The organism is Panacibacter ginsenosidivorans, from assembly GCF_007971225.1.
Classification (GTDB): Bacteria; Bacteroidota; Bacteroidia; order Chitinophagales; family Chitinophagaceae; genus Panacibacter; species Panacibacter ginsenosidivorans.
On record NZ_CP042435.1, the window covers coordinates 3,488,993 to 3,512,899 of the forward strand.

Genomic DNA, 23,907 nt, shown 5'->3' on the forward strand with positions numbered 1-23,907 from the left:
ATCGGTTGTTGTGTCACTCACTTGTACGGTCGGAAGAATAATGAACAGAATCAATAATTGTTTTATAGATTTATTGGGCAAATACAAGCCTTGACGACGATATGATGCGACCCTTCCAAGTAATATCAATAATATGTTTTGTGACATTTGTTATTTATAACTCCTGCTCAACAAAATCTGACGCTCCTGAAATCACACAAGATTTTATCAAAGACACAATTGTTGGTGCTTTGAATGGAGTTTATATAGGATTGGAAGAAATGTGTTTGGTAGACAGCTTTGGAAAAAAAGAATGTTATGAGGATCCTTCAAAACCAAATCGGAAATGGTATCATTTAAGTTATTTAACAATTGAAAGCGACAGTATATTTCTTGAACAAAATCCAATTTCAATTTATAAAAAAGACACCTCCTTTTCTACTTCTGATGGGGCATTTTATTATTATAATGGAATTTATAAAACTGAAGACAGTATAATAACTATTGATTTTAAAATGGATCATTGCGATTATTGTCCCCACGAAGTAAAAAAGTTGGATAACGGACAATTTGAAGAAATTGAGCAGCGCAAAAAAATGACTGCAGTTATAAGAAGTAACGGACTATTAATAAATGGCTATCTTTTTAAGAAGAAAAATTAGTATATGACGTTAACAAGAGGTCCTTTGTAATAATTTACGCTCAACAGCCCTATACCTTCCCAACAACACAAGAGTGCGGCGTAACGACGTTTTTCATGGTATCGGTTGTTGTGTCACTCACTTGTAATACATCAGTTAATTCAACTCATCTATTTGTATTAAAGAAATTGATTTGAATAATTATATTTAGCAAATCTTTCAATAATCAATCAATTTCATGATGAAGTTTCTAGTAACAACAATATTTGCTGTTTTATTTTTCAATTGCAGTTTTGCTCAAACGCAGAACGACACACTTGTTCTTAAAGATATTGAATGGGATCAAACTTCCAGTGCATCGCAGATAGAACTGAATATACCATCAGACAAAAGTTTATTGCAGGGTTTTATGTACAAAGCGAATGGTGCGCAAAAACATCCATTGCTATTATTGCTGCATGGTTACCCGGGCAATGAACGAAACCTTGATCTGGCACAGGTTGCAAGAGCCCGTAGATGGAATGTTATTTATTTTAATTATCGTGGTTCATGGGGCAGCCAGGGAAATTTCAGTTTCGAAAATTGCGTGCAGGATGTAGTGAATGTAGTAAGCTTTTGCAAAAAATACAGCGACTCTCTACAGATCGATACTTCCAATATTGTATTGTTTGGGCATAGCATGGGTGGTTGGGTTTGTTTAAAAGCATTACAAAGATTGCCTGGTATTAAAAAAGGCTTTGCGTTATCTGCATGGAATATTTACGACGACACCAAAGATGTAAAATCAGAATCAGAATTTGTTGCCAAAGAAAAAGCAAATGGTGGTGATTATTTTGTATTAAATACTCCAATTGCTGAAATATTTAAACCTGTGTGGAACAACAAGCAATTCTACAATCTTGCAAATGATGGTAAAGCATTGGCAGGTAAGCAAATCATCATGCTTGATGAACACAATGGCAATAAAGAAACTGCGGAAGCTTTAAAAGCAGAAAATAAAAATTACTTCGATTACGAAGTTTGGGATACAGATCATCCTTTTACCAATAAAAGAGTTGCACTTATAAAACTTGTGCTTTCATTTCTTAATAAATAAGGTGAATAATGTAAGTATCGTACAAGTGTGCGACGCAACAAAAGCTTAATAGTATTCCTGCAGCTTAGTTCAAAAAAATTACCCCGCTTACAGAGAAAATTAGCAATTGACTTGCGGATAAACTAAATGCCGTAATTTCAAAAAAATTCTAACACATTGCAACGCCGTAATTTCATTAAACAGTCAACATTTGCTGCTTCTGCTATGGCCATTGGTGCATCGGCACGTGCAGCAAAAGGTGGAGATATTATTCTTGGTCACAACAACAAACGTTATAAGCTTGATACCAACTGGGGTAAGCTCGACTTTGCGCAATACCCTGTAAAAGATTGCCACGAAATGGTGCAGGACAGCCAGGGACGCATTATTTTACTTACCAATGAAACGCATAACAATGTTATCATTTATAGTAAGTCTGGTAAGCTTTTAACAACATGGGGCAAAGAATACCCGGGTGCACATGGACTAACATTGTTCAATGAGAATGGAACAGAAGTTTTGTTTATCTGCGATAACAATCGTCACCAGGTTATTAAAACAACACTTGATGGAAGAGTGTTGATGACATTGGATTATCCTGTAGAAACTGGCCAGTACACAAAAGCAGATGAATATATTCCAACAGAAACTGCTATTGCAGCAAACGGCGATATTTATGTTGCCGATGGTTACGGGAAAGATTTTGTAATTCAGTACGACAGCAAGGGAAAATACATTCGTCACTTTGGTGGGCGCGGAAATACTGATGCACATTTATTGAATGCGCATGGTGTGTGCATAGATTCCCGTGATAAAAATAATCCAACGCTTATTGTAACATCGCGTCAGCAGAATGCTTTCAAGCGTTATACCATGGAAGGAAAATATCTTAACACAATTGCAATGCCCGGAGCATGGGTCTGCAGACCTGTTATAAACGGAGATCATTTATACGCCGCCGTTTTGCAGAGCAATGCAAAGTTGTGGAAGCAATCAGGCTTTATAACCGTGCTGGATAAGGATTTCAAGGTAGTGTCGAATCTTGCCGGTACAGAACCTGTTTATAATAATGGCACACTTGCAGAGATGCAGCAAACTGATGCAGTGTTTCAATACCCGCACGATGTATGCATAGATGATGATCAAAATATGTATGTGGCGCAATGGAACAGCGGCAATGTTTATCCGTATAAACTTATGCCGGTTGTATAATTTTTTATGAACCCAACTGTTGCAATGCTATAATGCTTTACTTGCGTCGCACTCTTGTACTGTAGATAATATATTCAACATAAAATAACAAGCTTACTATATAAAGCAATAAATTTTTTCAGCCATAATGCAAAGGACCAGGAATATACTTTTCAACGCCACATTATTTTTCAATTGTCTTTTATTGTTTTTGCTTTTGTTTTATAGCCACATTGCAGTGTCTGCATGGGTGCAGGTATTTGGTCGCATGCACCCTTTGATATTACACTTCCCGGTAGTGTTATTGGTACTTTATATTCTTTGGCAATTGTGGTTTATAAGAAAATTTCAAACGGAACAATCGAAGAGTATTGCAGAAATATTATTGTTTGCCGCAGCCTTATCTGCTGCTGTTACTGCATTGTTTGGGTTGCTTTTATCAAAAGAAGAAGGCTATGACCCCGATGCGCTGGCATTTCATAAATACACAGGTGTATCGCTTTCTTTTGTTTCATTTATATGGTGTGTAGCTGTAAAAAAGTTTGATAAAATAAAACTTGCCAATGCAATTATGAGTTTAGTTGTATTTGCATTGCTGTTAATTACCGGTGATCTTGGTGCAGGTATTACACACGGAGAGAATTATTTGATTGCACCTGTACTGCCAAAACAGGAGCCAAGACAAGTAGCGCTGGAAGATGCAGTTGTATTTACAGATATGGTGCAACCAATATTACAATCTAAATGTATTAGTTGCCACAACAGCAAGAAAGCAAAAGGTGAATTGATAATGGAGTCGCCTGCACTAATATTGAAAGGTGGTAAAGATGGTAAGTTGTGGGATTCAACAAATGTTGATGCGGGCCTTTTACTAAAAAGAATTCATTTACCCGAAGAAGATGAAAAACACATGCCGCCGCAAGGCAAGCCACAGCTAAGCCAGGAAGAAATGAACATCTTGTATTACTGGTTGAAAGACGGCTCAAATTTCACCACGAAAGTTACAGACCTGCCTGCTGCGGATACTTTGCGCATGATGGCGTTGGCAATCTTTAAAACCAATGTGGAAGAGCAATATGATTTTGCCGCAGCAGATGAAAAAATGATTCAGCAACTTTCGAATAACAATCGCGTTATTGTTCCACTTGCATTGAATTCACCTGCGCTTTCGGTTGATTTTTATAACAGTCAAAATTATACAGCACAATCTTTAAAAGAACTGTTGAAACTGAAAGAACAAATTGTTTCCATCAATCTTGCGCATATGCCTGCAACAGATGAAGATGTTGCAACACTTGCACAATTCATCAACCTTAGAAAATTGAATTTGAATTTTTCAAAAATCACAGGCAAATCCATTGGACAGTTAAATAAGCTCGCTAATCTAAAAGAACTTTCTTTATCGGGAACAGACGTTAAGCTCAATGATCTTGATGTGCTGCACTCATTTCCAAAACTCAAAGATGTTTACGTTTGGAACACTTCAATTACAGAGGAAGCGGCAAAAAAAATAAAAGCCAATTATATAGTACAGACAGGGTTTTACAGCGACACCGTTGTAATGAAACTAACGCCACCCATTTTGCAAAACGAAACGCAGGTGTTAACAAGCCCGCTTGCATTGCAACTGAAACACTACATTAACGGAACAACAATAAGATATACGCTTGACGGCAAAGACCCTGACAGCATCAATTCTCCTGTTTATGCAAATAACACCATTATTGATACTACTGCATTGCTAAAAGCGAAAGCGTTTAAGAAAGGATGGATCAGCAGCGACATATTGCAGGCATGGTTTTACAGATCAACTTACACACCGGATTCTATTTACTTATCATCGGAAGGTGATTATCTCTATAAAGCAGATGGCGCAAAATCATTGACCGATCATGAAAAGGGAGATCTTAGTTCACGAACATTTAAGTGGATCGGGTTCCAGGGAAAACAAATGGTTGCAACCATGCGCTTCAATCAACCTGTAAAAGCAAAGACAGTAACCATCAGCACGCTGATCGATATCGATGCCTATATAATGCCTGCACAATCAATAGAAGTGTGGGGTGGAACAGACACCAATCATTTAAAATTACTAAGCCGCATTACGCCGCAGCAACCAAATAAAACAGAAGCTGGGTACCTGCGCGGCTACGATTGCAGTTTCCCGGCAACAGAAGTAAAATATATCCGCGTAAAAGCTGATGCAGTAAGGGTTTTGCCGGCATGGCACCGGGGTAAAGGAGATAAAGGCTGGTTCTTTATTGATGAGATTTTTGTGAATTAATTTTATGGAACAAGCTTCAACTATAATGGCATCGGCTGTTGTGTCACTCACTTCAGGGTTCTTCTTTCAATTAAACAATTAACTACAACGCTTTCTTTAACTCTGCAACAACCGCTTTTGTATTGCCAATAAATATTTTGTTGTTAACAATAGCGACAGGTCTTTTAAGAAATGTGTATTCTTCCAGTATCAGGTTGCGGTAGTCTTTTTCCGTAAGTTTCTTTTCATTTAAACCCATGCTTCTGTATTTTAAAGCACGGCGACTAAACAATGCTTCATAACTACCTGCTAGTTTTTTCATTTCATCCAATTGAGCAGGAGTTATTTTTTCTGTTTTTATGTCCTGCAGGTCTGCACTTTTTTTTACTGCTTCTACTTCTTTTAAAATATTTTGTGTGGTATCACACGTACTGAGATGATAAATCTTCTTCATGTACAAGTTTTTGCAAAAGAACAAAGAATGAGCTTAAAATGTTGACCGGTATGGCTGAGTTTTTGGTTCTTTTCTTCATTCGTAAACAGAAAACAGCACTGTTGCATTATTTTTGCCCTTCTCTTAGCCGCACTATGTACAAATTGTACAAGTGTGCGACGCAAGGGACGATGCCCGTTTTTACAAAAGCCGGGCTCATTAAATTTCTTAAAAGGAACAACAAAAAAGTGTGATATGATCAAAACAGGCAACCCGGTAATTAGCATTTATACAGAAATGACGCCTAACCCGGAAACCATGAAGTTTGTGGCCAACAAGTTGCTCTATCCGGGAAAGAGTATTGATTTTCCTGATGAGACAACCGCTGCACCATCGCCCCTGGCAAAAGAATTATTTAGTTTTCCTTTTATAAAAAGTGTGTTCATCGCCAGCAATTTTGTAACACTTACAAGAACTGCTGAAACAGAAGACTGGCAGGATGTGATACCATCTGTGAAACAATTTTTGAAAGATTATCTTGAAAACGGCGGCCCCGTGGTAAATGAAGAAGAAGTGGCCAAGATAAAACAGGAAGCTACCAATACCGTTGATGCGGATGATGATGATGTGGTAAAACGTATAAAAGAATTGCTGGATAATTACGTACGACCCGCGGTGGAAATGGATGGCGGTGCCATACAATTCAAAAGTTATGATGCAGGTGTGGTAAACCTTATGCTGCAGGGAAGTTGCAGTGGTTGCCCGTCTTCTATGATAACACTGAAAGCAGGTATAGAAGGCATGATGAAACGAATGATACCCGAAGTAAAAGAAGTAGTAGCAGAAGCGGAATAAAATATTATTTCTATGAATATACTATTAGCCCTGCAGTAATGCGGGGCTTTTTTGTCTAACTTTTTTAGCCCGGCACTATTTAATTCATGGCATCTTCTCTTGCGTCGCACACTTGTACAATTGTATTTCATGTCGGCAGAAATAAATCATTCTGCAACGTATCTTCACGCCATGAGTTTGGAACAAATTACTCAGGAGTTTATAGACGGAATGAAAACTACTACATGGCTTGAATACGTGGCGGTTTTCTTTGGTATTGCCAGTGTACTTTTTTCAAGAATGGAGAATATTCTTGTTTATCCAACTGGCATAATTAATACTGTTTTATATACCTGGTTTTGTTTTTCCTGGTGGAATTTATATGCAGAAGGCAGCCTGAATTTTTATTATACGGTAATGAGTATTTATGGCTGGTATGTGTGGACGAGAAAGAAAGAAGGCAAGGTTATTCCCATAACATGGAATAATAAAAAAGACTGGCTGATCAGTGTTTCTTTTTTTATAATAAGCTGGATAGCCTTGTATTATATTTTAAAAAATCATACCAACAGCACTGTGCCATGGGGAGATTCTTTTGCCTCTGCAGCGGCTTATACAGGTATGTGGCAAATGGCAAGAAAAAAAGTAGAGAACTGGATTTGGTGGATCATTACCAACCTTGTATCTATACCGCTTTATTTTTATAAAGGAGCTGTTTTCACCAGTGTACAATACGTTGTATTTTTAGTGCTGGCAGTAATGGGCTTGATAACCTGGATCAAAAAAATAAAGCCTGCACATGCTTAAAAAAATTGTCATTATAGGTCCGGAAAGCACTGGTAAGAGTACCTTATGTGAGCAACTTGCAGCACATTATAAAACTGTTTGGTGCGCTGAATATGCACGTGAATATTTACTGAAGCATGGCACTGCTTACAACTTTGATGATTTGCTTACCATTGCAAAAGGGCAACTTTCTTTAGAAGAGCAAACAATACAATCTGCAATCCGCAATCGGCAATCTGAAATCTTCATTGACACAGACATGTATGTAATGAAGGTTTGGTGCGAGTACGTTTTTGGAAAATGTCACCAGTTTATATTGGATGAGATTGTAGCAAGAAAATATGATCTCTATTTGTTTTGCAATATTGATCTTCTCTGGGTAGCAGATGAATTGCGGGAATATCCCAATGAAGAGCCACGTAAGGAATTATACCAGATATATAAAGACATCATGATCAACCAGCAAACACCATGGATCGATATTAGCGGAGATTATGAACAAAGGCTTGAAAAAGCAATAGTTGCTGTTGATGCTATGCTAACCGGACGTACAAGTGAGTGACACAACGCAGCTGCCATAGAATATCAAAAGCCCGTCTCCCAAAAAATATCACTTTCATAACAGCCTGCTATATTACTTTTGCAGCAATTTTATGAGCATCCCATCAGATAAATATGAGGCGGTAATTGGTCTTGAAGTGCATGCGCAACTGGCTACGAAAAGCAAATTGTTTTGTGGAGACAGTGTGGCTTTTGGCGCCGAACCTAATACACATGTAAGCCCGATCACTTTAGGGCATCCGGGCACTTTGCCGAAAACCAATAAGAAAGCAGTTGAATATGCAATTAAAATGGGGTTGGCCTGCAACTGCGAAATTGAGCGGTATAATTATTTTGCCCGCAAAAATTATTTCTATCCTGATTTACCAAAAGGTTACCAGGTATCACAACATACAACGCCTATTTGTAAAGGTGGTTATGTGATGATTAAAACAGAACATGGTCAGCGTAATGTGCAGCTAAACAGGATCCACATGGAAGAAGATGCAGGCAAAAGCATTCATGATATGGATGAAGATTATACCTGTGTGGATTTCAATCGTGCAGGAACGCCATTGATAGAAATTGTTACTGAACCTGACCTGCATAATGCGGAAGAAGCTTATCAATATGTTACCGAAGTAAGAAGGCTGGTGCGCTGGATAAATATCTGTGATGGCAACATGGAAGAAGGAAGTTTACGTTGTGATGCCAATGTTTCCATCCGTTTGAAAGGAGAAACAAAGCTGGGAACAAAAGTAGAAGTAAAGAATCTTAATTCTATCCGCAATGTAAAACGTGCTATAGAAATTGAGGTCGAACGCATGATCGAAGTGGTAGAAGCAGGTGGCTCCATTACTCAACAAACAAGAAGTTTTGATGCAAATAACGATACTACATTTGCTATTCGTGATAAAGAAGAAGCTAATGATTACCGCTATTTTGCGGAACCAGATCTTGCTCCCTTTTTGTTAGAAGAATCTTTTATAAAATCTATTCGTGATAGCTTGCCTGCTTTGCCGCATGCATTAATGGAAAAATACAAGGGCTTAGGTTTAAGTGAATATGACGCTGCACAATTATGTCATGATAAAGAAAATGCAGATTATTTTGATGCGGTAATAGAGCATACCGCTAATTACAAAGCAGTTGCGAACTGGATGAATGGCCCTGTGCGACATTACCTCAATGAAAGCAAACTTACTATTGCTGAATTTGCATTGCAACCGGTACAACTATCTGAGCTTATCAAATTGGTGGAGGATGGTAAGGTTGGCTTTTCTGCTGCGTCAACAAAACTGCTCCATGCGCTTATAAAAGATCAGCATAAATCTGCATTTGAACTTGCCACAGAATTAAATCTTTTACAAGTAAGTGATAGTAATGAATTGGAAACATGGGTAAACACTGCTATTGAAAGAATGCCGGATAAAGTGAAAGAATACAAAAAAGGTAAGAAGGGTTTGATTGGGCTTTTTGTTGGAGAAGTTAAGAAGATGAGTAAAGGAAAAGCTGACCCTAAAAAAGTAACAGAATTACTGGAAGAAAAACTAAAATAACTAATCTGAATAAACTGATATAATGAAAAAGCAATTCGCATTTGTGCTCATGATCGCTGCAGTAATTACATCCTGCAGCAGTGGAAGCGGTGACGGAACAAATTTTACTGTCAGCGGTAAAATTGAAAACAGCAAGTCTAAAAATATTTTTTTAGAGCAGGTTCCTTATGATAATACCGAACCGAAAGTTATAGATTCCGGCAAACTAGCTACCGACGGCAGTTATAGCCTTAAAGCCATTGCCAAAGAGCAGTCATTATATATAATTACACTGGATCATCAACCCGTTTCTTTTTTCATTAATGATAATAATGATATAAAGATCAGCGCCAATCTTGGTACTGGTTTCCGCGAACCGTATATTTCCAATAGTGACGCCACTAAAAGTGTTTACAATTTTTTGAACGATTTCCGTGCAAAAGATTCTGCATTAGGAGTAGTATTCACAGAAATGAATAAGATATACCAAATCAATCCCAACGATAGTACGTTGGCAGTAATGCAGGTGCAGGGAACAAAAATGGCTACTGATATAAAAGAGTACATCAAAAAATATATCATGAGCACCAAAAGCCCTGCCGCTGCTTACTATGCATTAACAGTTGCTGGTTCAAGAAATGTACTTGATATTTCGGAACTGGATTCACTTACACGCACTACCTCTGAACGGTTTAAAGAGCATGCAGGTCTTGCTATCTTTAAAAGTTTGCTGGCCCAGGAATTAGCGCAACGTGCAGAGCCTCCAACCGGAGCTAATTACCCACTACTTAATAAACAGGCTCCGGAGTTAACCATGAACGATGCAAATGGCAAGCCTGTAAGTCTTAGCAGTTTTAAAGGGAAGTATGTATTAGTAGATTTCTGGGCAAGCTGGTGCCAGCCATGCAGAAAAGAAAACCCTAATGTGGTTGCAGCTTATAATAAATTCAAAGATAAAAATTTTACAATATTGGGCATTTCACTTGATGATGATAAAAAAGCATGGCTCGAAGCTATTAAAACTGATGGCCTGGTTTGGTCACAGATAAGCAGCCTGGATGGCGGTCAGAATGAATCGGTTGCTTCATATCAGTTCAATGGTATTCCATTTAATGTATTGCTTGATCCAAGTGGTAAGATCATCGCTTCTTCTTTGCGTGGCCCGGAATTGGAACAAAAACTTGCCGAAGTATTACAATAGATTTTTGGCTAGTAAGCTGCGGCTTTTCATAGCATCTGCTGTTGTGTCACTCACTTCAGGGTTCAGAACCATGTTAAACAAAGCTTTTGAACGTGCATTCCTGTTGCTTTTTCTTCAAAAGATACAAGAGTGCGACGCAACAGGGATGCTACTTGTACAACTGCCGGGTTCCAAAAAATATCGTTTTTCATTTCAAAATATCAGAAATCTTTCTTTACCTTTGCCGCCACTAAAAAAAGATGTAACTAATTGGATGCCTTTTAAAAATTATTGAGATGCCTTACTTAACAACAGAAAAACGTGCAGGAATCTTCGCTAACTATGGCGGAACAGCAGAGAAAACCGGTTCAATCGAAGGACAGATTGCTCTTTTGACTGAGCGCATTTCGGGTATTTCCCAGCACCTGCAAGCAAACAAAAAAGATTTTTCAACACACCGCGGCCTCATGAAAATGGTTGGCCAGCGCAAGCGCCTCCTTGCTTATATGCAAAAACATAACCTGCAGGGCTACCGTTCATTGATCGAAAAATTAGGTCTAAGGAAATAATTATAATATATGTAAAAGCAATTCCCAACTGATTATAACAACGGTTGGGAATCGTTTTTTCTATTCATGCCTTTTTTTTCGCTACTTATCACATTATTTACGGTTACGTGAAGCGCTTTAATTGCCATTCCTGCCTTGCGCAAACGTGATCATTATCCTCAAACTTCAAATTGATTTATGTTATCCCAACCTATTCAGGCCGGTTTCAAACTGCCAAATGGTGCAGAAGTAATTATTGAAACAGGCAAACTTGCCCGCCAGGCCGATGGTGCCGTTACTGTTCGTCAGGGCAATTGTGTAATATTAGCTACCGTTGTTGCCAATAAAGATCCGAAAGAAGGTCAGGATTTTTTTCCTTTGAGTGTGGACTATCAGGAAAAATTTGCTGCTGCCGGGCGTATTCCAGGCTCATTCTTTAAACGTGAGGCTCGTTTAAACGATTATGAAATCTTGACCAGTCGTCTTATCGACCGTGCATTACGTCCGCTATTCCCCGAAGATTATTTTTGCGATGTGCAGGTATTGATCAGCCTTGTTTCCAGCGATATGGAAGTAATGCCTGATGCGCTGGCTTGTTTAGCCGCATCTGCTGCCCTTGCTGTAAGCGATATTCCTATTAAAGAAGTTATTTCAGAAGTACGTATAGCCCGTATTGGTGGAGAGTTTATTGTAAATCCAACCCGCACCGAACTGGGTAAAGCAGATATGGAATTCATCATTGCTGCTACCGAAAAGAACCTGATGATGGTGGAAGGGGAGGCTAAAGAGTGCAGCGAAGAAGACCTGGTAAAAGCGTTGGAACTGGCACATGATGCTATTCGTGTACAGATCAAAGCGCAACATGAACTGAGAGAAAAGAAAGGTGTTACCGGTAAACGTGATTATAAAAAACCGGAAGAAAACGAAGAACTCAAAGCTCAGGTAATAGCTTTTGCAAAAGATAAGATTTATGCAATAGCCAAAGGTGCTACTGCAAAGCACGACCGTAGTGATGCTTTCAGTGTATTGAAAGATGAACTGATTGCTAGTCTTGGTGAAGATATTACCGATACGGATAAAAAATTAGCGAAGAAATATTACGCAGACCTTCAATGGGAAGTAGTTCGCCATATGATACTTGATGACCGTACCCGTTTGGACGGCCGTCAATTAGATCAGGTTCGCCCGTTGGCTATGGAAGTTGATCCGCTACCAACACCACACGGTTCTGCATTGTTTACCCGTGGTGAAACACAATCCTTGACTACCGTAACTTTCGGTACGCCATTAGATGAGTTGTTAATCGAAAGCGCTGCAAAATCTGTTGATTCCAAATTTTTCCTACATTATAATTTTCCTCCGTTCAGCACTGGTGAAGTAAAAATGATGCGTGGCCAGAGCCGCCGCGAGGTTGGTCATGGTAATCTTGCACAGCGTTCATTAAAACAAATGATGCCGGGTAATGATTATGCTTACACAGTGCGTGTAGTAAGCGATATACTTGAGTCAAACGGTTCGTCTTCTATGGCAACTGTTTGCGCAGGCTCACTGGCATTGATGGATGCAGGTGTACCTATCCCAAAACACGTAAGTGGCGTGGCAATGGGTTTGATAACCAGGGCAGAAGATGGTAAATACGCAATCCTTACAGATATACTTGGTGATGAAGATCATCTTGGGGATATGGACTTTAAAGTTACCGGTACACGTGATGGTATCTGTGGTGTGCAGATGGATATTAAAGTAGATGGCTTAAGTATGGATGTGATGCGTGCTGCATTGGAACAGGCCCGCAAAGGTCGTTTGCATATTCTTGATGCGATGTATGAATGTATTCCTGCTGCCCGTGCAGAGGTAAAACCTCATGCACCACGTATGGAAAAACTGTTCATCGATAAAGAATTTATCGGAGCGGTTATCGGACCACAAGGAAAGGTGATACAGGAGATCCAGAAAGAAACTGGCGCTACTATCAATATTGAAGAAGTGGGTAATTATGGTGAAGTAAGCATTTTCTCACCTGCTAAAGAAGGTCTTGATAAAGCAGTAAACTGGATCAAAGGTATTACTGCTGTGCCTTCTGTAGGCGAAACTTACGAAGCTAAAGTAAAGACCATTCAGCCTTATGGTGCGTTTGTTGAGTTTCTTCCAAAGAAAGAAGGGTTGTTGCACATTAGTGAAGTTTCGTGGAAACGTCTTGACAGCCTTGAAGGTGTTTTGAAAGAAGGCGATACTGTGAAAGTGAAATTGATTGGAATCGATCACAAGACAGGCAAGTTCAAACTAAGTCGCAAAGTGTTGATGCCAAACCCTGGAGGTCAGCAGCAACGTGCACCGCAGACTGAAGGTGGACAGGACAATAATTAATTACTAATAATTATACTTGAAAGTCTGCGGAATCCAGTTCTGCAGACTTTTTATTTTTATGTACTTGGCTGTAACAATACTATTTGACTTTAGTTGTGTCACTCACTTGTACGTTTTGTTCATCGCTGGACATTGAAAGGAACCTACAAGAGTGCGACGCAACAGGCGATGCCATAATAACCACAGCCCGGTTCAAAAAGAAAAAAAAATAAAATGCCTACAAATTATATCCAGGTAACGATTCAAAATGTTTCTGCAGAACAATCAGACTTGTTGGTTGCAAAGCTTGCTGAATTAGGGTTTGATGGGTTTGAAGAAACGGAAAATGCATTGAAAGCTTTTGCAACAGTAGATAAATTTTCTAATGAAGAAGTTGTAACAATGCTGGTGCCGATGAAGTTGGAATATTCAATAGAAGCAATCGTTTCAAAGAACTGGAATGAAGAATGGGAAAAGAATTTTGAGCCTGTAGTTGTGGATGATTTTGTTGCTGTACGGGCTGATTTTCATGCACCTGTAAAAGAAGTCCAGTATGAGATCATCATTACGCCAAAGATGAGCTTTGGAACGGGGCATCATGCCACAACCTTTTTGATGATGCAACAAATGAGAGAAATTGATTTTAAAAATAAAAATGTTTTTGATTTTGGAACAGGCACAGGGATTCTTGCTATTCTTGCAGAAAAACTTGGTGCGGCATATATTTTTGCTATTGACAATGATGAATGGAGCATTGAAAACGCAAGGGAAAATGCTGAAAAAAATAATTGCAGCTTAATAGATATTTCGTTGGAAAAGGAACCAGGCGAAAAAAGCAATTTTGATATCATTCTCGCCAACATCAATAAAAATGTGATCCTTACATACATTTCTTTGCTTGTTGGCCGTTTAAATAAAAACGGACAATTATTATTGAGCGGGTTATTAAAAGAAGACGAATCAGATATTTTACAAGCAATCAAAGCGTTGGCCGTCAATCACATATCTACGACGCATAAAAATAATTGGATATGCGTACAGATTTTTAATTAATTTCTAAATAATGCACATGTTAATAGATTATTATTTAAATAATAGTCCCTTATATTTGCCATTCCAACTTTAACCAATGAATGAATTTTTACTCATAATATTGGCTTATTTGATTGGTTCAATCCCCACAGCGGTTTGGGTCAGCAAAAGATTTTTCGGAATAGACATTCGCGATTATGGCAGTGGTAATGCCGGGGCTACCAATACTTTTCGTGTACTTGGCTCTAAATGGGGTACCATTGTGATGATCGTTGATATGGCAAAAGGAATCGCTGCCGCATTACTTTGTTTTTTACTTCCTTATTACGCAAACATCAATAATGAATGGGACAGAACAAACCTGATGATCGGCCTTGGTCTTGCTGCAGTTATTGGCCATATCTTTCCTATATGGGCGGGCTTCAGAGGTGGTAAAGGTGTTGCTACGCTGTTTGGTATGATCGTAGCAATTCAACCACTTGTTGCAGTTTGTTGTGTGGGTGTTTTTTTATTGGTACTTTATCTTACCCGTTTCGTTTCGCTGAGTTCGATATTAGCCGGTATTTCATTCGCAATTTTTATACTCTTCATATTTAATGATGATGTTACGCTCTATCGCATATTCTCCGTAGCCGTAGCATTGCTGGTAATTCTTACACACCAGAAAAACATTAATCGCATTCTTAATGGTACAGAAAGTAAAGTGCCTATTCTCAAACATCGGGACAGAAGAAGACAGCGTAGAAGGAACAGATAAAATTAATTTTGTTCTGATGCTGTAGTAAGTGTTCTGAATATTTCCTCAAGATTATTGTTAACAGCGCTATTAAGCGAAACGATACTTAAATTTTTCTGTAAAGAAATTTCCATTAATCTTCTTTTGAGACTTTCAGGATCATCCGTTGTAAAATGCCAGGTATTTTCATTTTTTTGTTGTACGTTCTGAATATTTTCAAAAATATTTTGCGCTACATTTTCTTTTATAACAAGAACAACTTCATTTTTATATTTTCTGCCAAGCAGGTTATTTACAGAATCATCTGCTACCAGTTCTCCTTTATTGATAATAATTACCCGGTCACAAATGGCTTGTACTTCCTGCATAATATGCGAAGAGAATAATACGGTCTTATGCTTGCCTTGCTCTTTAATTACATTTCTTATTTCAATGATCTGGTTGGGATCGAGACCTGTTGTGGGTTCATCCAGTATCAATACTTCGGGATCATGAAGCAATGCAGCAGCAAGACCGACACGTTGTTTGTAGCCCTTTGAAAGTTGCCCTATTTTTTTATGTTTCTCAGGTGTTAATCCAACAAGCTCAATTGTTTTATCAACTGCAGATTTTCTGTTTGGAATAGCATAAACTCCTGCTACGAAAGACAAATATTCTTTTACGTACATGTCGTAATACAATGGATTAGATTCGGGCAGGTAGCCGATTTTTTTCTTTGCTTCAATCGGCCTCTTTATAACATTAATATCACAAACACTTGCATCACCCGCATCCTGCAAAAGATAACCGGTAATGATCTTCATAGTGGTACTTTTTCCTGCACCATTCGGCCCAAGAAAACCAACAATCTCACCTTTTTCAATAGAGAACGAAATATTGTTTACTGCTTTCTGTGCGCCGTATGTTTTAAGTAAACTGTTTACAACGATTGACATGATTCAAATATAAGAAGTATAAAGACAGGAAGATTTTTTGAAGCCATACACATGAATATAAATTAAGCTTTTCTTGCGTCGCACTCTTATACAGAAGAATAGGTTTCAGCAATCAGGTTTAAGCTAAATATCCGTGACTCATTGAATGCTGATACCTGATAGCTGAGATCTGTGCAAAACGTACAAGTGAGTGACACAACAGGCGATGCCCAAAGAACAAATGTTTGTAACCAAAAAAATCACAAACGTTTTAGCAAGTATGCGCATCCATTAAACTTTGGTTGTAAATTTAGCCCCTTAAATAACACGATTGACATGTCATATCCTTACCAGATAAAATCTTTGGAACAATACAAAGAGGCTTACAAACAAAGTGTAGATAACCCCGATCTTTTCTGGGGAAATATTGGCGGCTATTTTCAGTGGAAACGCAGGTGGGAAAAAGTGCTTGAGTGGAATTTCACAGAGCCAAAAATAGAATGGTATAAAGGTGCAAAACTGAATATTACGGAGAATTGTCTCGACAGGCATTTGAAAACATTAGCCAACACACCCGCTATTATCTGGGAACCAAATGATCCGGAAGAACATCACCGCGTAATTACCTACAAAGATCTTTATACAAAGGTTTGCCAGTTTGCGAATGTGCTTAAAAGCAATGGCGTAAAAAAAGGTGATCGTGTTTGTATTTATATGGGTATGATACCGGAGCTTGCTATTGCTGTGTTAGCGTGTGCAAGAATTGGTGCTATTCATTCTGTAATATTTGGCGGCTTTAGTGCACAAAGTATTGCAGATCGGTTGTACGATGCGCAGGCGGAATATATTGTAACCTGTGATGGTGCTTATCGTGGTGCAAAAGATATTCCGCTGAAAAGTGTTATTGATGATGCATTGATTGGCAACAGAACAGTAAAGCGTGTTATTGTTTGCACCAGAACAAGAACAGCGGTTTCTATGATCAAAGGCCGTGATGTATGGTGGGAAGATGAAGTAAAGAAAGTTGAAACACTTGGCCTGGTTGATTGTCCTGCAGAAGAAATGGATGCAGAAGACCCGTTATTCATTTTATATACTTCAGGTTCTACAGGAAAACCAAAAGGTGTTGTGCATGCATGTGCTGGTTATATGGTTTATACCAATTATACTTTTGTAAACGTATTTCAATACCAGCGTGGAGACATTCATTTCTGCACTGCAGATATTGGTTGGATCACCGGACACAGTTACATTGTTTATGGTCCATTAAGCGCTGGCGGCACTTCGCTGATGTTTGAAGGCATTCCTACATGGCCCGATGCAGGAAGATTCTGGGATATTATTGATAAATTCAAAGTAAACATTCTTTACACCGCGCCAACAGCTATAAGAAGCTTAATGGGTTTTGGTCTAGGCCCATTGCAGGGGAAAAATCTTTCTTCATTAAAAATACTGGGCACAGTTGGTGAGCCCATTAATGAAGAAGCATGGCACTGGTATGATGAACATATTGGCAAGAAAAAGTGTCCCATTGTAGATACGTGGTGGCAAACCGAAACAGGAGGTATACTTATTTCTAACCTGGCGGGTGTAACACTGGCAAAACCAAGCTGGGCAACGCTTCCAATGCCCGGCGTACAGCCAATACTTGTAGATGAGAATGGTAAAGAAGTAACAGAAAAAGAAGATGGGCTGTATAAAGGAAATCTCTGTATTAAAGCACCATGGCCTTCAACCATACGTACAACATATGGAGATCATGAACGCTGTAAAAAAAATTATTTCAGCACGTATGAAAATTTATATTTTACCGGAGATGGCGCATTGAAAGATGAGGAAGGTAATTATCGCATCACCGGTCGTGTTGATGATGTGTTGAATGTAAGCGGTCACCGTATTGGTACGGCAGAAGTTGAGAATGCTATCAATATGCATGCAGGTGTTGTTGAAAGTGCGGTGGTTGGTTACCCGCATGATATAAAAGGCCAGGGCATTTATGCGTACGTAATTTTCCAGGGATCACATGGCGACGAAGCAATGAGAAGAAAAGATATTTTGCAAACTGTTACACGCATTATTGGTGCTATTGCGAAGCCAGATAAAATTCAGTTTGTAAGTGGTTTACCCAAGACAAGAAGCGGTAAAATTATGCGCCGGATTCTAAGAAAAATTGCAGAAGGTGAAACGCAAAACCTTGGTGATACGACTACCTTACTCGATCCTGGTGTTGTGGAAGAAATAAAGAATGGAAAAATATAGTAGCATCATTCTATAAAATAGAAGTCCTGCATAAACTCCGGGATTTTTTTATTTGTGTATCAACTCCATTGCTCCTATTGTACTTTTGTTGTGTCACTCACTTGTACATTCAGGTCTTTATTCAACTATCAACTCAACACTTCCTGCAACACTTTTAAACTTCTTAACTCGCCAAAGCCTTCAATGTGCAGTGCAAGATATTGCGCATAAGCTTCCAGCAGTTGTCTGCGTGTATTACGGTTAAGTTGAAAATTTTCGAGATCGCTATAGAAGTTGATATTATTAATTGCAGCAGTGGTTTTGGCAAGATCATTTGTAACATAAAAATTATGATCTGGTATAGCTGCAACAAAATTGCCATCCTGCAGATCGAGCACAGGTGTTTGCATGTTGTATTCACCCTGCACCTGAAAACCTAATTCAGCTAGCAGATGCAGCGTAAAATATAAAGGCATGTTTGCGGTTAATGTTTCATTGCCCTTATCCAATTGTTTTAAACTGTCTTCAATCAAATAAAATAATTCAGGATTGGCTTCGGGTTGTTTTAGTGCATGCTGTAATAATTCTATTAAATACATGGCTGCCGCATTTTTAATTACGTCAAAGAAAAGTGCGGTATATAAATAACTCCATTGATAATCTTTAATGAACTGCAGATTCTTTAATTCGTTATGATACACTTCCATTTCCAGCATTGCAGCCGGTTGAAAATAAGATGCTTTTGATGAGCCTTTTTTTGATGTTTGCCGTACGCCTTTTACAATGTAACTCTGTATGCCAAATAGCTCTGTGTACACTGTAGCAATAACACTGGTCTCGCCATACTTTACTGTACGCAATACAATGCCTTTGGTTTTATGCGTTATCATGCTGTTGCAAAAATACAATCATAAAAAGAGAAAGGGCATCATTGAGATCGTTGCTGATTAAAAAGCAAAAGCAGATTTGATTAATATGCGATGAGATATGAACTAAAGATTGACCTCTCTCTCCTTAAGAATAGGGAACGGGGACAGGTTGCCGCATACAGAACAGAATGTACAAGTGAGTGACACAACAAAGGCTCAACAGAGTTGAAAAGCTGATTTACTAAAACTTCTATTAATTCATTATTACTTCATGCACTTTAATGCGGATGCATTTACCTTTATTGCTTAAAATATCCGGGATGAGAAATTTGTTGACCATTGTATTTGTTTTTTCCTGCGCAGTAATTAGCGCTCAAACAAAAAATGAATTAGCAGAAAAAAGAATTGGCTTACCGAACGGGTGGAGCCTTACACCAGTTGGCAAATGTTTGCAACTGGGTGATCTGCCTTTAAATATTGCTGTTTCCTCAACAAAGAAATTTATTGCGGTTACCAATAACGGTCAAAGCACGCAAAGTATTCAATTGATAGACGCACGCACAGACAAAAGGCTTGACAGTATTGACATCCCAAAAAGCTGGCTGGGCCTGAAGTTCAGCGCTGATGAAAAATTCCTTTATGCAAGCGGCGGCAATGACAATTGGATATTGAAATACGCAATCATAAACAACAGGCTTATTCTAAAAGACAGCATAAAACTGGGTGATAAATGGCCGGAGAAAATCTCTCCTGCAGGGATTGATATTGATGATGCGCAACAGAAAATGTATGTGGTAACAAAAGAAAATAATAGTTTATATACCCTTGATCTTAAGACGAAAAAAATTACAGGTAAATTGAATCTTGACGCTGAAGCTTATACCTGCCTGCTTTCTCCTGATAAAAGAGAATTGTATATTTCTCTTTGGGGTGGCGATAAACTGCTTGTATATAGTACTGTACAGAAAAAATTGATCGCCTCGGTTCCTGTTGGCGATAATCCTAATGAAATTTGTTTATCAAAGAACGGAATATACTTATATGTATGCAATGCAAATGATAATAGTGTTTCTGTTATCAATATCAAACAGCGTATAGTGGTGGAAACACTCAATACTGCATTATATCCACATGCGCCTGTTGGTTCTACACCAAACAGTGTTGCATTAAGTGCAGATGAAAAAACTTTGTATATAGCAAACGCAGATAACAATTGTCTTGCAGTGTTTGATGTAACAATTAAAGGTAAGAGTGTATCAAAAGGCTTTATTCCTGTGGGCTGGTACCCTACTTGTGTACGTGTGATCGGGAATAAAATTTATGTTGCGAATGGAAAAGGGTTTACTTCGATGGCAAACACTCACTTTGATCCCTTCCATACCAACTCAACAATGGGTTATCAAAAAGGCGACAATGATAAATGGTATATCGGTGGCTTGTTTAAAGGAACATTAAGCATTATCAATACTCCAACTGATTCTCAATTGAGTGAATATTCTCAATTGGTTTATACAAACACGCCTTACAAAAAGGAACAGGAAAAAAATGCAATGGGAGAAGCCGGAAACCCTATACCCATGCATATTGGAGATACCTCTCCTATTAAATATGTCTTTTATATCATAAAAGAAAACAGGACTTATGACCAGGTGCTCGGTGATGTATCAGCAGGCAATGGCGACAGCAGTATTGTTCTCTTCGGTGAAAAAATAACACCCAACCAGCATGCTATTGTAAAAGACTTTGTACTGCTGGATAATTTTTATGTAAATGCAGAAGTAAGTGAAGATGGGCATAGCTGGAGCATGGGTGCTTATGCAACTGATTTTATTGAGAAGAACTGGCCTACAAATTACGGCGGCCGCGGTGGTCAATATGATGGTGAAGGCTCCAGGCCTGTAGCAAATAATAAAATGTATATCTGGGACGATTGTAAACAATCCAATGTAAGCTATCGCACCTATGGAGAATTTGCTGATGGCTACAAAGCAGTTATCCCTGTTTTGAACAATCATTTCTGTCCATACTATGCACCTTGGGATCTTACAGTTCGGGACACAACAAGATATGCGCAGTGGACAAAAGAATTTGATTCACTCGTGGCTATCAATGAAGTGCCGCATTTTAATTCTTTGCGATTCTCAAACGATCATACAAGCGGACTTTCAAAAGGTGCACCTACACCTTTTGCACAGGTTGCAGACAATGATCTTGCAGTAGGCATGTTCCTGCAACATTTAAGTGAAAGCCCTTTATGGAAAGAGAGCGTTGTATTTATTTTAGAAGATGATGCACAGGATGGTCCGGATCATGTAGATGCGCACAGAAGCACAGCATATGTTGCAGGTGGTTTTGTAAAACGTCATTATGTTGATCATACAATGTATTCAACTGCTTCTATGTTACGTACGATTGAACTTATTCTTGGTATGCCGCCCATGAGTCAGTACGATGCCGCTGCAACGCCTATGTGGCGCTGCTTTTCCAACACAGCAGATCTTACTGCATTTCATGCAAAACCCGCTCTTGTTGATCTAAATGAAAGAAACAAAGTATCGAATGCATGGCAACGCAGGAGTGAAACATTTGATTTTACAAAAGAAGATCGTATCCCTGATGATCAGTTCAGCGAAGTAATATGGAAAGCAGTAAAAGGAGAAAATTCTGTAATGCCTGCGCCACGCAGAGCAGCGTTTGTAAAACTTAGTGCAAAGAAAGATGATGATGATTAGTTAAATATTTTTGTACTTAGCTTTAGTGCTGCTATTAAGCCTCGTTGCGTCGCACACTTGTACGCCTTATTCTTATTACTGCATTTATTTGTTGCATGTTGTACAGGAAGTACAAGTGAGTGACACAACAGGTGATGCTATAAGTACTTAAGTTAAGTGCGTGAATTAATCTGTTATTTCATCAGAACTTGTGGGCAAATGATCATATTCGCCTTTCATGGCGTAATAACCGAAGATCATCATGCCAATTGCAATTGGAGCGAATACGATGATGAAAACACTCCATTGAATTTTTGTATCAATGACCGGCGTTTTTTCGATCTCGTGTAATGCAGTGATGATAAGAAAATACATTCCAACCGGTGCAAGCAGGAACCATATAATGCCTGCAAATTTTTTTATACTGTTCATAAAATATGTTTAGTCGTTTACATTTTTATCTATCCTGTTCGAAATATACAATGTGCCGATAACCAGACATATCGCTGCAACAATGATGGGATAATTAAGGCCAACTAATTTGTTGTCAGTATAAATTGTTGTAAGCAATGTTGCGATGAATGGTGTTAGGCCACCAAACACACCATTTCCGATGTGATACGGCAAAGACATAGACGTATAGCGGATCTTTGTGGGAAACAGTTCTACAAGAAACGCTGCGATTGGCCCATAAACCATTGTTACGTACAGTACCATTACAAAAACAAGGAGTACCATGTACCAGTAATCTGCGTCTGAAATAAGTTTGGAAATTTTTATATCAGGTTTTGCTTCTTTCTTTCCTGCCTGGGCAAATAATGTGTCTGTTCTTGTTTCAGTCATTTGCATGCCGTCTGTATAAAATGTTTTTATAACAGTCTTCTTTAACGCATCATTTGTTTTTGCAATAGTTGTTATTGATGAATCAATTTGTTTTTTCTCAGTTATCTCCGTTTTTGTTTTTATATCTGTTGTTGAAAGTAAGTTTCCAAATAATGGTATGTAAGTAAAAATAGCCAGCAACATACCCACAAGCATGATCCATTTTCTGCCTATCTTATCACTCAAACCACCAAACACAACAAAGAATGGCGTTGCAAATAAAATTGACCAAATAAGAATTGTCCGCGACTGATCAAAATCAACCTTGCAAACGTTTTCAATAAATGATTGCGCGTAAAATTGTCCTGTGTACCAAACAACGCCCTGGCCCATTGTTGCTCCAAACAATGCAAGCAAAACCATTTTCAGGTTTGTTTTATGTGCAAAACTTTCTTTCAATGGATTCACAGAAGTTTTGCCTTCAGTTTTCAACTTTGCAAACAGCGGCGATTCTTTCATCTTCATGCGTATGTAAATGGAGACGATAACAAGAATGATCGAAACAAGAAAAGGAATGCGCCAGCCCCAGTCGTTGAATTTTGCAATGGACTTTGCTGCGTCCGTATCAAGACTATGACGGGTAATCAATATCACACCAAGCGACACAAACAAACCAAGCGTAGCGGTGGTTTGTATCCATGAAGTATAAAAGCCCCTTTTATTTTCAGGCGAATGTTCTGCTACATAAGTAGCAGCGCCGCCATATTCACCACCAAGGGCAAGCCCCTGCAATAAACGCAATAATAAAACAATGATAGGCGCAGCAAAACCAATCGTTTCATATCCCGGCACAAGACCAATAGCAAATGTTGATCCGCCCATAATGATCAGCGTGAGTAAGAATGTATATTTTCTTCCAATGATGTCGCCCAATCTTCCAAACACCAATGCGCCAAACGGTCTTACGATAAATCCTGCAGCAAATGTTGCAAGCGTTGAAAGCAGTGCAGCCGTTGGGTTTGTTTTCGGAAAGAACTGGCTCGCAATAACCGTGGCAAGACTGCCGAAAATATAAAAGTCGTACCACTCAATTAAAGTACCTGCAGAAGAAGCACCAATAACTTTCCAGATTCCTTTAGAGTCGTTAGTATTCATGTTGATCGTTTGCTTGCAGAAAAATTCATATAACACGTGCCACTAACACAGGAATGAAAGATACGTGTTTAAAGAG

At 38.6% G+C, this 23,907-nt stretch carries 20 protein-coding genes; 15 read left to right on the top strand and 5 right to left on the bottom strand.

Features of this window, described 5'->3' with window-relative positions:
• Positions 1–140 precede the first annotated feature (140 nt).
• The 4 genes from FRZ67_RS14635 to FRZ67_RS14650 all read left to right on the top strand — a co-directional run bounded on the left by FRZ67_RS14635 (position 141) and on the right by FRZ67_RS14650 (position 5,170).
• A complete protein-coding gene (locus FRZ67_RS14635; RefSeq protein ID WP_147190532.1) occupies positions 141–641 on the top strand; it encodes a hypothetical protein in 501 nt (166 codons plus the stop codon).
• A 217-nt stretch (positions 642–858) separates the two neighbouring features.
• Positions 859–1,716, top strand: coding sequence for an alpha/beta hydrolase family protein (locus FRZ67_RS14640; protein ID WP_147190534.1), 858 nt, complete (start codon positions 859–861; stop codon positions 1,714–1,716).
• A 156-nt stretch (positions 1,717–1,872) separates the two neighbouring features.
• Positions 1,873–2,907, top strand: coding sequence for an NHL repeat-containing protein (locus tag FRZ67_RS14645; protein ID WP_147190536.1), 1,035 nt, complete (start codon positions 1,873–1,875; stop codon positions 2,905–2,907).
• A gap of 127 nt (positions 2,908–3,034) precedes the next feature.
• On the top strand, positions 3,035–5,170 hold the full coding sequence (locus FRZ67_RS14650; protein WP_147190538.1) for a c-type cytochrome domain-containing protein: 2,136 nt from the start codon (positions 3,035–3,037) through the stop codon (positions 5,168–5,170).
• Between the two features lie 82 nt (positions 5,171–5,252).
• Here the strand turns inward: FRZ67_RS14650 and FRZ67_RS14655 are convergent, their stop codons facing one another.
• Positions 5,253–5,603, bottom strand: coding sequence for an arsenate reductase family protein (locus FRZ67_RS14655; RefSeq protein WP_147190540.1), 351 nt, complete (start codon positions 5,601–5,603; stop codon positions 5,253–5,255).
• 234 nt (positions 5,604–5,837) lie between these two features.
• Between FRZ67_RS14655 and FRZ67_RS14660 the strand changes: the two genes are divergently transcribed.
• The 9 genes from FRZ67_RS14660 (at position 5,838) to plsY (ending at position 15,143) form a co-directional block, all read left to right on the top strand.
• Positions 5,838–6,437, top strand: a complete 600-nt coding sequence (locus tag FRZ67_RS14660) for a NifU family protein (protein WP_147190542.1) — start codon at positions 5,838–5,840, stop codon at positions 6,435–6,437.
• Positions 6,438–6,566: 129 nt separating this feature from the next.
• The gene (gene pnuC, locus FRZ67_RS14665) at positions 6,567–7,223 is read left to right on the top strand and encodes a nicotinamide riboside transporter PnuC (RefSeq protein ID WP_225975342.1); all 657 of its coding nucleotides are present in this window, start codon (positions 6,567–6,569) and stop codon (positions 7,221–7,223) included.
• Positions 7,216–7,764 carry an AAA family ATPase gene (locus FRZ67_RS14670; RefSeq protein ID WP_147190544.1) on the top strand — a complete coding sequence of 183 codons (549 nt, stop codon included), beginning with the start codon at positions 7,216–7,218 and terminating at the stop codon, positions 7,762–7,764. Before pnuC ends, FRZ67_RS14670 begins: the two co-directional genes overlap by 8 nt.
• 91 nt (positions 7,765–7,855) lie before the next feature.
• Complete coding sequence (gatB, locus tag FRZ67_RS14675) at positions 7,856–9,301, top strand: Asp-tRNA(Asn)/Glu-tRNA(Gln) amidotransferase subunit GatB (RefSeq protein ID WP_147190546.1); 1,446 nt, start codon at positions 7,856–7,858, stop codon at positions 9,299–9,301.
• 22 nt (positions 9,302–9,323) lie between these two features.
• A complete protein-coding gene (locus tag FRZ67_RS14680) occupies positions 9,324–10,481 on the top strand; it encodes a TlpA disulfide reductase family protein (protein WP_147190547.1) in 1,158 nt (385 codons plus the stop codon).
• Positions 10,482–10,756: 275 nt separating this feature from the next.
• Positions 10,757–11,029 (top strand): 30S ribosomal protein S15, encoded by a 273-nt coding sequence (gene rpsO, locus FRZ67_RS14685; protein WP_147190550.1) that lies wholly within the window; start codon positions 10,757–10,759, stop codon positions 11,027–11,029.
• 177 nt (positions 11,030–11,206) lie between these two features.
• Positions 11,207–13,375: a polyribonucleotide nucleotidyltransferase gene (gene pnp, locus FRZ67_RS14690; protein ID WP_147190552.1), complete on the top strand. Its 2,169-nt coding sequence runs from the start codon at positions 11,207–11,209 to the stop codon at positions 13,373–13,375.
• A gap of 213 nt (positions 13,376–13,588) precedes the next feature.
• Positions 13,589–14,407, top strand: coding sequence for a 50S ribosomal protein L11 methyltransferase (gene prmA, locus FRZ67_RS14695; RefSeq protein WP_147190554.1), 819 nt, complete (start codon positions 13,589–13,591; stop codon positions 14,405–14,407).
• A gap of 76 nt (positions 14,408–14,483) precedes the next feature.
• Entirely contained in the window at positions 14,484–15,143 is a 660-nt protein-coding gene (gene plsY, locus FRZ67_RS14700) for a glycerol-3-phosphate 1-O-acyltransferase PlsY (protein ID WP_147190556.1), read from the top strand.
• 2 nt (positions 15,144–15,145) lie between these two features.
• Here the strand turns inward: plsY and gldA are convergent, their stop codons facing one another.
• Positions 15,146–16,057 (bottom strand): gliding motility-associated ABC transporter ATP-binding subunit GldA, encoded by a 912-nt coding sequence (gene gldA, locus FRZ67_RS14705; protein ID WP_147190558.1) that lies wholly within the window; start codon positions 16,055–16,057, stop codon positions 15,146–15,148.
• Between the two features lie 186 nt (positions 16,058–16,243).
• Here gldA and acs point away from each other — a divergent pair, with 186 nt between their 5' ends.
• On the top strand, positions 16,244–18,295 hold the full coding sequence (acs, locus tag FRZ67_RS14710) for an acetate--CoA ligase (RefSeq protein ID WP_225975343.1): 2,052 nt from the start codon (positions 16,244–16,246) through the stop codon (positions 18,293–18,295).
• 128 nt (positions 18,296–18,423) lie between these two features.
• On the opposite strand, the gene recO is transcribed toward acs, so the two are convergent.
• Positions 18,424–19,164 (bottom strand): DNA repair protein RecO, encoded by a 741-nt coding sequence (gene recO / locus FRZ67_RS14715; protein WP_147190560.1) that lies wholly within the window; start codon positions 19,162–19,164, stop codon positions 18,424–18,426.
• 299 nt (positions 19,165–19,463) lie between these two features.
• Here recO and FRZ67_RS14720 point away from each other — a divergent pair, with 299 nt between their 5' ends.
• Positions 19,464–21,875, top strand: a complete 2,412-nt coding sequence (locus FRZ67_RS14720) for a bifunctional YncE family protein/alkaline phosphatase family protein (protein ID WP_225975344.1) — start codon at positions 19,464–19,466, stop codon at positions 21,873–21,875.
• A 165-nt stretch (positions 21,876–22,040) separates the two neighbouring features.
• Here FRZ67_RS14720 and FRZ67_RS14725 read toward each other — a convergent pair whose 3' ends face one another.
• Both FRZ67_RS14725 and FRZ67_RS14730 read right to left on the bottom strand, forming a co-directional pair.
• Positions 22,041–22,286, bottom strand: coding sequence for a DUF6814 family protein (locus FRZ67_RS14725; protein WP_147190563.1), 246 nt, complete (start codon positions 22,284–22,286; stop codon positions 22,041–22,043).
• A gap of 9 nt (positions 22,287–22,295) precedes the next feature.
• Complete coding sequence (locus FRZ67_RS14730) at positions 22,296–23,831, bottom strand: MFS transporter (RefSeq protein ID WP_147190565.1); 1,536 nt, start codon at positions 23,829–23,831, stop codon at positions 22,296–22,298.
• Between the last annotated feature and the right edge of the window lie 76 nt (positions 23,832–23,907).

Coding starts and splice junctions, on each gene's coding strand:
- FRZ67_RS14640 (WP_147190534.1), top strand. CDS start 859: ATGATGAAGTTTCTAGTAACAACAATATTTGCTGTTTTATTTTTCAAT.
- FRZ67_RS14650 (WP_147190538.1), top strand. CDS start 3,035: ATGCAAAGGACCAGGAATATACTTTTCAACGCCACATTATTTTTCAAT.
- FRZ67_RS14655 (WP_147190540.1), bottom strand. CDS start 5,603: ATGAAGAAGATTTATCATCTCAGTACGTGTGATACCACACAAAATATT.
- FRZ67_RS14660 (WP_147190542.1), top strand. CDS start 5,838: ATGATCAAAACAGGCAACCCGGTAATTAGCATTTATACAGAAATGACG.
- pnuC (WP_225975342.1), top strand. CDS start 6,567: ATGTCGGCAGAAATAAATCATTCTGCAACGTATCTTCACGCCATGAGT.
- FRZ67_RS14670 (WP_147190544.1), top strand. CDS start 7,216: ATGCTTAAAAAAATTGTCATTATAGGTCCGGAAAGCACTGGTAAGAGT.
- gatB (WP_147190546.1), top strand. CDS start 7,856: ATGAGCATCCCATCAGATAAATATGAGGCGGTAATTGGTCTTGAAGTG.
- FRZ67_RS14680 (WP_147190547.1), top strand. CDS start 9,324: ATGAAAAAGCAATTCGCATTTGTGCTCATGATCGCTGCAGTAATTACA.
- rpsO (WP_147190550.1), top strand. CDS start 10,757: ATGCCTTACTTAACAACAGAAAAACGTGCAGGAATCTTCGCTAACTAT.
- pnp (WP_147190552.1), top strand. CDS start 11,207: ATGTTATCCCAACCTATTCAGGCCGGTTTCAAACTGCCAAATGGTGCA.
- prmA (WP_147190554.1), top strand. CDS start 13,589: ATGCCTACAAATTATATCCAGGTAACGATTCAAAATGTTTCTGCAGAA.
- plsY (WP_147190556.1), top strand. CDS start 14,484: ATGAATGAATTTTTACTCATAATATTGGCTTATTTGATTGGTTCAATC.
- gldA (WP_147190558.1), bottom strand. CDS start 16,057: ATGTCAATCGTTGTAAACAGTTTACTTAAAACATACGGCGCACAGAAA.
- recO (WP_147190560.1), bottom strand. CDS start 19,164: ATGATAACGCATAAAACCAAAGGCATTGTATTGCGTACAGTAAAGTAT.
- FRZ67_RS14720 (WP_225975344.1), top strand. CDS start 19,464: ATGAGAAATTTGTTGACCATTGTATTTGTTTTTTCCTGCGCAGTAATT.
- FRZ67_RS14725 (WP_147190563.1), bottom strand. CDS start 22,286: ATGAACAGTATAAAAAAATTTGCAGGCATTATATGGTTCCTGCTTGCA.
- FRZ67_RS14730 (WP_147190565.1), bottom strand. CDS start 23,831: ATGAATACTAACGACTCTAAAGGAATCTGGAAAGTTATTGGTGCTTCT.